3 protein-coding genes are annotated in these 4,197 nt (G+C 45.0%); 2 read left to right on the forward strand and 1 reads right to left on the reverse strand.

Annotated elements, in window-relative coordinates:
• Positions 1-177: 177 nt before the first annotated feature.
• A complete protein-coding gene (kbl, locus tag ACZFYI_RS16515; protein ID WP_462525230.1) occupies positions 178-1,374 on the reverse strand; it encodes a glycine C-acetyltransferase in 1,197 nt (398 codons plus the stop codon).
• Positions 1,375-1,528: 154 nt separating this feature from the next.
• On the opposite strand from kbl, the gene ACZFYI_RS16520 reads away from it, so the two are divergent.
• Positions 1,529-2,476 carry an NAD-dependent epimerase/dehydratase family protein gene (locus ACZFYI_RS16520; RefSeq protein ID WP_462525231.1) on the forward strand — a complete coding sequence of 316 codons (948 nt, stop codon included), beginning with the start codon at positions 1,529-1,531 and terminating at the stop codon, positions 2,474-2,476.
• Positions 2,477-3,141: 665 nt separating this feature from the next.
• Positions 3,142-4,197, forward strand: a 1,056-nt coding sequence (locus ACZFYI_RS16525) for a DUF1549 domain-containing protein (protein WP_462525232.1), incomplete at its 3' end; no start/stop codon positions are given.

Genomic DNA, 4,197 nt, shown 5'->3' on the forward strand with positions numbered 1-4,197 from the left:
ACTAAAACTCTGGACTTTGGATAAGAAGATTATCGAACAACTTGATAAAAAATTTAAATATGATCCTCCAAGTTTGATTGACTAATCTCCCTCAAATCAATAATACCAAAAAAACAAAATCCCCTTGGAAATTCTCATCCAAGGGGATTCCTATTTCAATATTGGATTGATAGCGTTTTACTTCACCACACCCAATTCCTTCCCCACTTCTATAAAAGGAGCAATGGCTTGGTCTAAGTGTTGCTTTTCGTGGCCGGCAGAAATCTGCACCCGGATCCTAGCCTGACCTTTTGGTACCACAGGAAAATAAAATCCGATGACATAGATTCCTCTCTCCAAAAGCTTCTCGGCCATCTTTTGGGACAGCACCGCATCATAGAGCATGATCGGGACGATGGCATGCTCGCCCGGCTTGATATCAAAACCTGCCGCTGTCATCTTTTCCCTGAAGTATTTGGTGTTCACTTCGAGCTTGTCTCTCAGTTCGGTGGTCTCAGACAGCAGGTCAAAAACCGCAATCGAAGCACCTGTGATGGATGGCGCCAAGGTATTGGAAAACAGATAAGGCCTCGAGCGCTGACGCAGCAGTTCGATGATTTCCTTCCTGCCGGAAGTAAAGCCTCCCGAAGCACCGCCAAGGGCTTTGCCCAATGTCCCGGTGATGATGTCGATTTTACCCATCACATTGCGGTATTCATGGACGCCACGGCCGGTTTTGCCCATAAAGCCCGTAGAATGACATTCGTCAGACATGACTACGGCATGGTATTTCTCTGCCAAAGCGACGATTTTGTCCAATTGGGCGATGGTGCCATCCATGGAAAAGACGCCGTCTGTGACGATGATTTTATTTTGGGCACCTTTGGCATCTGCATCTTTAAGTTGGGCTTCGAGGTCTTCCATGTCGTTGTGGTTGTATCGGAAGCGCATTGCTTTGCACAGCCTGACGCCATCGATGATCGAAGCGTGGTTGAGCGCATCGGAAATGATCGCATCCTCAGCGCCAAAAAGCGGTTCGAAAACTCCCCCGTTGGCATCAAAAGCCGCGGCATACAAAATCGTGTCTTCGGTTCCCAAAAACTTGGAGATTTTGGCTTCCAACTCCTTGTGGATATCTTGCGTCCCGCAGATAAACCTTACGGAAGACATGCCAAAACCATGGGAATCGATGGCTTTTTTTGCTGCTTCGATGACTTTGGGATGTGATGAAAGCCCCAGGTAATTATTTGCACAGAAGTTCAGCACTTGCTTTCCTCCGGCAATGGTAATCTCGGCAGCTTGGGGAGAAGTGATGATGCGTTCTTTTTTGAACAGGCCTGCCGCTTCGATTTCCTGTAACTCTTTCTCTAATTTGGGTTTCAAAGTATCGTACATAATATTTTTGTATTGGGGTTTTTAACAGAAAAATACACTCATGGAATTAATTGAAATACATTCATCGAAATCACTATTTTTGTCGCTTTAAGTCCCAAATATAATTAAAAATCCCAAGGGCTTTTCCGGACCACCGATAAGGAATATTTTAAAAATGGAAAGAATTTTGATCATTGGCGCAGCCGGACAATTGGGTTCGGAACTGACGCAGGCCATAGCCAACATCTACGGTGGAGACAATGTCATCGCCACAGACATCAATCCCAAAGCTTTGGAAAAGTTCGAAAACTGCCGCACTGCCGTCCTGGATGTGATGGACAAAGAGGCTTTGAAAGATTTGGTCAAGGACCAAAATGTGAAGCAGATTTACCATTTGGCAGCAGTGCTTTCCGCCACAGGCGAGAAGATGCCTCTTTTTGCATGGAACCTCAATATGGAAAGTTTGCTTTTTGTATTGGAACTTGCAAAGGCAGAAAAGCTGGATAAAATCTATTGGCCATCTTCCATTGCTGTTTTTGGTCCAAATACCCCAAAAGTCAACACACCGCAATATTGTGTCAAGGAACCCAATACGGTCTATGGCATTTCGAAGCAAGCCGGAGAAAGGTGGTGTGAGTATTACTTTCAGAAATACGGCGTAGATGTAAGAAGTCTGCGCTATCCGGGACTTATTGGCTATAAGTCACTTCCCGGCGGTGGGACGACAGATTATGCGGTGGACATTTACCACAAAGCAATTGCGGGTGAGCATTTTGTGTCTTTTCTACAAGAAGATTCTTACCTGCCGATGATGTATATGCCCGATGCGATCAAGGCCACTTTGGACCTGATGCATGCGCCAAAAGAGCAGGTGAAAATCCGGTCGAGTTATAACCTTTCGGCCATGAGTTTTTCTCCAAAGGAAATTTTTGAAAGCATCAAAGTCCATTACCCTCAGTTCAGCATCAGTTACAAACCTGATTTCAGACAGGAAATCGCAGACTCTTGGCCGGATAGTATTGATGATAGCTGCGCAAGGAAAGACTGGGGTTGGCAACATGATTATAGTCTTGAAAAAATGACTGCCGATATCCTCAAGCATCTTCCGTCTTATTCGTTTTGATTTTCCGAAGGTTCAAATTAGTTGAATGTCAGGAATCACCGAAAATTGTTTTAATGAGAAAAGCCCCCAAAGGGGTCTAATTTTTAATTACCCCGGGATCCCGATAGCTATCGGGACGGGGACAAGAAAATGACCAAGATCAGGTCAACCCTGAAAGGGTTGAATGTTTGGAATCAGAGATAATGGCAAAAATATTCAACTTGAACTTCCCTATTTTTGGCGGAAGGTTTTCTGTTGACTTTACATCTTTTCGGCCAAAAACCGGCGACGCTTTCTCTCTTTTTTCCCCAGGTTGCGTTCCTTACCCGGGGTAATTAATATTTGATCCCTACAGGAACATTAATCGAAAAGGTAGTATACAATGGCCCCTAAAACCAAACAACTTCTTTCACCACCAAATCGAAAATAGCCTTTTATGGTTGTACGGAATGATGTCAGTTAAAACGTATTTCATTACCTATTTTGGCTAGACTTCGAAATCTCCGGTGCATCATAACCCTACGACAGGCCTGGTCTTCCGACTTCGGTCTTCCGTCCAGTCTGAAAAGAAAATTTGATTAACTGGCAAAGAAATGGATAACCATTTAGTCATTCCCCCTTCCAACAAAAGACATTTTGATTACCTGACCAAAAATCATTAATTTGGTTGCAGTAGCTTATCCAAAATGCCAACAAAGAATTTACCTGCTCTCCTTTCTGTTTTGCTCTTCCTTTTGGTGGGAACCATCCTGTTTTTCAAAGAAACAAAGCCGGTGGATTTCAGTACAGATGTCAAACCCATCCTAAACAAGCATTGCATTTCCTGCCATGGAGGCGTCAAAAAAAACGGCGGCTTCAGCGTCCTTTTTGAGGAAGAAGCTTTTGCGGTAACGGAATCGGGACAGCCCGCCATCATTCCCGGCCGACCCGGCCAAAGTGAAATCATCAGGAGACTTTATGAATCCGATCCCGAAATGAGGATGCCTTACCACAGGCCTGCTTTGTCGGTGGAAGAAATCAAAACCCTTAAAAACTGGATCCACCAAGGCGCAGCATGGGGAAAACATTGGGCCTATGTTCCGGTAAGGAAAACAAAAATCCCTGTAGCTTCAGCAAAACCATTTGCCTCCATTCTTGGCAAAAGCACGGTTTCAACTATTGACCATTTTGTATTCCAAAAACTGAATGAAAACGGACTATCTCCAATGCCGGAGGAAGAATCTTTGAGATTATTGAGAAGGTTGGCTTTGGATATCACCGGACTTCCTCCCTCAGAGAAGCTGGTGGCGGAATGGAATGCCGGCAAATTAAGCTATGGACAAGCAGTGGACAGACTTTTGGAATTGCCTTCCTATGGTGAAAAATGGGCTACCTGGTGGTTGGACATGGCACGCTATGCAGATACCAAAGGCTATGAACGGGATGTCTCCCGCACCATGTGGCCCTATCGGGATTGGGTCATCAAGTCATTGAATGAAGACATGCCATTTAACCGGTTTACCGTAGAGCAACTCGCCGGGGACCTTTTGCCCAATCCCACAGAAGTGCAGTTGATCGCTACGGCTTTTCACCGCAACACCATGAACAATGACGAGGGCGGTACAGAGGATGAGGAGTTTCGGGTGGCAGCGGTATTGGATCGGGTCAATACCACTTTTGAGGTTTGGCAAAGTACCACCATGGCCTGCGTTCAATGTCACAGCCATCCATATGATCCTTTTAAGCATGAGGAATATTTTCAG

This window comes from Aquiflexum sp. (genome assembly GCF_977115555.1).

Bases quoted from the DNA above. Each gene is read 5' to 3' on its own strand.
- kbl (WP_462525230.1), bottom strand. From the start codon at position 1,374: ATGTACGATACTTTGAAACCCAAATTAGAGAAAGAGTTACAGGAAATC.
- ACZFYI_RS16520 (WP_462525231.1), top strand. From the start codon at position 1,529: ATGGAAAGAATTTTGATCATTGGCGCAGCCGGACAATTGGGTTCGGAA.